Consider the following 4,656-nt stretch of genomic DNA (forward strand, 5'->3'; position numbering starts at 1 on the left):
GGGGCGGTGGCCCCGTACAGCCCTCCGATCCGCGCCGTCCACGACCCCCTTCGATCTGTAGCATCTGGTCGATCGGGGCGGTGGCCCCGTACAGCCCTCCGATCCGCGCCGTCCACGACCCCCTTCGGGACCCCGGGGCAGTCTCTCCTCAAGGCCGCGGCCGGCGCGCTGGTCAGCATGGGACAGGAGGGGGTCCCCGCCCTGTTGGAGACCACGGAGTTCTCGATCGACGACGCACACCTCTCGCCGAAGAAGGATCTCACCGCCGTGCTCCGGACGGCCGCGCGCCGGAGGCGATGCGGATCTCCGAGCCCTTCCACGGCGCCGTCCTCAACCGGCGTCACGGGACGGAGGTGGACGGAGGCCTCCGGATCTGTGTCGTGTGGGACCGACACTCGTTCCCGCGCTACCGCTTCTCGATCGATGACAACAGCTTCTTCCTCCGCGACATCGCACAGAAACAGTACGGGTCCCTCTTCGATTGCTTCTACCTCAAGCTCCTTCGCGATCTCCATGCGAAGTACGGCGCGCGCTTCGTCCTCAACATCTACTACACGACGGGCGCCGACTTCTCTCTGCCCGCCTTCCCTGACCGGTACAAGGGCGAGTGGAAGGACAACGCGGACTGGCTGCGCCTCGCCTTCCACGCCCATGCGAACGAGCCGGCGCGCCCCCTACCAGTACGCGTCGCCCGCGACGCTCATCGCGGATTCGAACCGCGCCGAGATCATGGACCTCTTCACCCACGAGCAGTACTTCTGGCCCTTCTACTCGAACCACCTCCCCGATCACGGCGAGCGCCTCGACACGGCGATCCGCTGGGTGACCGAGCGGGGCTACAAGCCGGTCTTCTATCACGAGGGCTTCCTCGGCGCACCGGCCTGAGCATGCATGAGTTCCGGGAGCGTCGACTCCGAGACGAGGCCAGCCTCGATCGCCCATTCGATCGCCTTGTCGGTCGCCTTGCGGCCCCACGGCGTCCGGCGGATCCAGCCGGTGCGGACGAGGTACGGCTCGTAGATGTCGCGCACGGTCTTCTGCTCGATGCCGAGGGAATCGGCGAGCGTCCGCAGGCCCACCGCCCGGCGCTCCGAGACGAGGAACGCGATCAGGCGCCGCTCCTCCTCGCGCAGGCCGTGCTCGTCGATCCCCAGATGCTCCGCGCTCCGGGCGGCGATGTCCTGGGAGATCACGCTCGCTCCGCTCGCCTGGGCCAGGATCCGCGCCGCGTCCAGGAGACCGATCGCCTCGCGGGCGTTGCCGCGGGACCGCGCCGCCAGGTCGAGGAGAGCCGCCGGCGCGATCCCATCGCCCGCGCGTCCGGCGGCGCGTGCGAGGATCTCGGCGACCGCATCCACGCTGTAGGGCTCGAGTTCGCGCTTGGTCTTGAACCGGCTGAGGAACGGATTCGAGAGATCCGCCTGGTTGGTCGTCGCGCCGATCAGCGTGAAGGGATCGAGGTGGACCATCACGTCGTGAGTGTACGCCCCCTGCGAGATCGAGAGGCGGACGAACCGATCCTCCAGGGCGCTCAGGATGAAGTCCTGACACGTCGGATCGAGGCCGTGTAGTTCATCGACGAAGAGGACATCGCGCGGGCGGAGGTTCACCAGCATGCCGAGGAAGTGGGCGGGCGTGCGGATCGTCGTCGCGCTCGTCTCGCTGTAGGCGACGCCCAGCTCCTTCGCCACGAGGCGGGCGATCGTCGTCTTGCCGAGGCCGGCAGGCCCCGTCAGGAGCGTGTGCGGCAAGGGCTTGCCGCTCCGTTTCGCCGCCTCCACGCAGATGGCCAGCCACTCGACCGTCTTCTTCTGGCCGACGACCTCGGCGAGCGACGTCGGGCGGTTGGGATCGGTGAGGCGCAGGCTCGTGGCCAGCGGCTGCACGGGCGCTTCGCACACGCCGGCCTCGCGCTCCGGGTGGAAGACCAGGCCCTTCTTCGCCGTGTCCCACTCCAGGAGCGGCTGGATGCGGCGGAACTCCTCGACGCCCATCACGTTCGGGAGATCCTTCAGGGCGAGGACCGGCTTCGGCTCGGCCGGGGGCTCCTCCGGGTGCGCGTCGGGCTGCGCATCCGAGGGGCTCTCCTCGGGCTTGGAAGCGGGCTGCGGCGAGCGCTCGCCGTTTTCGCAAAGCTTGTCAATTCCTTGCATTAGCATCGCGACGGAGAACGGCAGTCCCGTGTACGTTCCGACCGACTTCGCCGGATCGCCCGGCGAGTCGAGCGGGTTTCCGTCAGAGTCGAGCGCCTCCACCCGTCCGCCGTCGCGGATGCGGACGACCATCAGACCGCTGTGGATGGCCTGATGGCATCGATGGCAGACGCAGATGAGGTTGTTGAAGTCGGTGGCCCCGCCTTTGCCCCGGGACTTCAGGTGATGGCACATGAGGTCATGATCGCAGCCGCAGATCATGCACCGGCCTCCAGCTCGTGCGATGACGAGGACCCGCATCCAGAGAGGCACCGGCGGGTCGCGGTCCTCTTCCGGGATCTCGCCGCGCTCGCCGAAGAAAACCACCGCATCCTCCCCCGGATCGACCGGAGCGTCGATCGTCAGGACGCCGCCATCCCGCTTCACCTGCTCCAGGACCTCCTTGGGGATCTCCACCCGTCCCTCATCGGTCTCGATCCAGGCCATCGTGCACGTGGGGCACGAGTGATACACGATCGCGAGGTGACAGGTGCCCACGTCCTTTCGCCAGCCCTTGATCGTGCCGTCGGGCGAGAAGTCGATGGCGAGCTGGGCCAGGGCCTTGATCCGTCCGACCGTCGAGAGCTTCTTCTCCGAGAGCTTCCCAATCCTGTCGAGCGCCTGCTTGAACTTGACGTAGACGGGCCCGGGCAGGAGGATCTCGAAGTGGACCATCCCCTGCCGGAGCCTCTTCGGGTCATTCGGCCGGTCGCCCTTCTTCCCCTTGCGGGTCCTGGCCCGGACTTCGCGGGTCGTCATCCCCTTGACGTCCTCGAGCCACTGCTCGATCGTCCCGGGCTCGACGATGGGCGCGAGGTAGCAGAGGATCGTCCAGCAGATCTCCCCGTCGACGAACGCCTTGTCCAGCCGCGGCACGTTCTCGAGCGCCTCGGCGAGGACCAAGAACATCCGGAGCTTCCGTTCGCTGAGATGAACATCCTTCTCCACGTAGTTCTCGAAGCTCGGGAAGCCCCAGCCCTCCCAGAGGCGTCTGCGCTTGACCAGGAGGAGGTAGAAGCATATCACCCGCTCCCACACACCGACGTGGCGTGCGCCATACTTGATGATCTCGCGGATCCTCTCCGGGTGGAGCTTGGGATTCAGGACCTCGTGACTGATCATGGCTCTCCTCCAGTTCTCTCAGACCTGTGCGGCCGGCCGCTCGGGCCGGAGGACCTCTGCGAACGCCTGACCAACCGAACGGAAGCATACCGGAACTGAAACGGAAGCGCAACAACAAAATGGCACGAGAAAGTCTGGCAGAAGGAGTCATAAACTAGCCAGCCATAATGGCTTAAAACTCCTAGTTGTTCGGTATGATTCTTGGTGTGGTAATGACACCCCGTCCCTACTCGATTCATCCTCGAAGCCCACCTCTTGACCGAACGAGTTGTCAGGTATGAAGCCGCTGTGGAAAATCTCCAACTTCCGCCGTGCAATGAACCAGGCGACAATGACCTTAGCCGGTCATGTAGGTATCGCGACCGCTCGCGGGAGGTGCCGGGATGCGAAAGAGCTTGCGTTGGGCGCTCGCCATCGGAATCCCCATGGCGCTTCTCTCGATTGGATGCGGCGGGGGAGAGCCTTCCTTCAAAGGGCGGACGGTCGCCGAGTGGATGGAGGATTTCAAGAATCCCGAGTATGACGTGAACCGGCGCGCCATCTCGGCGATCGTGGGGATCGGTGAGCCCGCCGTCTCATCCCTCACGGCGGGGCTGAAGGACGAGGATCGGCGCATTCGCGTGATGGCCCTCCTGGCGCTCCGCGAGTTGGGACCGAAAGGCAAAGCCGCGATCCCGGCTTTGTGCGCGCTCTTCGATGGCAGCGAGAGCGCCCTCGGGACGGATCGGCAGTTCTTCCTCAAGACCGTGGCTGGGACGCTGGGGAGGATGGGCCCGGATGGGATCCGCGCCCTACTCGAAGCCACGAAGATCTCCGCCGATGACATGGACCCCTTGTCAACCAAGGATCCAGCCGCCGCCTTCCGGGGCGCAGCCAAGGTCTTCTTTCTCTTCGAGGCATTCGATGCGAGTGCGATCCCGATCCTGATCGAGATCATGAACGACAAGGGGGCGGACGCCGGGCTACGGAGTCAAGCGATGCTTGGGCTGGGGATGGGGATGGCCGGCAAAGGCTCGGAAGAGGCCGCGGCGGCTCTCGTCCAGATCCTGAAGGGTGCTGATGAGACGTTCCGCTTTCTGGCTGCCCACACCCTGACCATCATCGCGCCGGAGAACGAAGACCTGTATGGTTACCTGATCGAGTGGCTCAAAGACAAGGAATCGGACATCCGCTGGAATGCCGCCTCCATGCTCGGCCGCCTCGGCGGACGAGCCGTCGGAGCCCTTCCCTTGCTTGAGGAGGCGCTGAAGGATGAGGACGACGATGTTCCGGCGGGCGGCGGCCGAAGCATTGAAGGCGATCCGCCTCGAGACGGAGGAGGGCATCCCGGAACTCGTGAAGA

At 65.6% G+C, this 4,656-nt stretch carries 3 protein-coding genes; 2 read left to right on the forward strand and 1 reads right to left on the reverse strand.

Features of this window, described 5'->3' with window-relative positions:
* Window positions 1-651: 651 nt before the first annotated feature.
* Window positions 652-885, forward strand: a complete 234-nt coding sequence (locus FJY88_12050; GenBank protein ID MBM3288066.1) for a hypothetical protein — start codon at window positions 652-654, stop codon at window positions 883-885.
* On the opposite strand, the gene FJY88_12055 is transcribed toward FJY88_12050, so the two are convergent.
* On the reverse strand, window positions 855-3,314 hold the full coding sequence (locus FJY88_12055) for an AAA family ATPase (protein MBM3288067.1): 2,460 nt from the start codon (window positions 3,312-3,314) through the stop codon (window positions 855-857). The two genes, FJY88_12050 and FJY88_12055, sit on opposite strands and share 31 nt — an antisense overlap.
* A gap of 383 nt (window positions 3,315-3,697) precedes the next feature.
* On the opposite strand from FJY88_12055, the gene FJY88_12060 reads away from it, so the two are divergent.
* Window positions 3,698-4,656, forward strand: a 959-nt coding sequence (locus tag FJY88_12060) for a HEAT repeat domain-containing protein (protein MBM3288068.1), incomplete at its 3' end; no start/stop codon positions are given.

It is taken from the genome of Candidatus Eisenbacteria bacterium (assembly GCA_016867495.1).
In the GTDB taxonomy this organism is placed as follows: Bacteria; Eisenbacteria; RBG-16-71-46; order CAIMUX01; family VGJL01; genus VGJL01.

Coding starts and splice junctions, on each gene's coding strand:
- FJY88_12050 (MBM3288066.1), top strand. CDS start 652: ATGCGAACGAGCCGGCGCGCCCCCTACCAGTACGCGTCGCCCGCGACG.
- FJY88_12055 (MBM3288067.1), bottom strand. CDS start 3,314: ATGATCAGTCACGAGGTCCTGAATCCCAAGCTCCACCCGGAGAGGATC.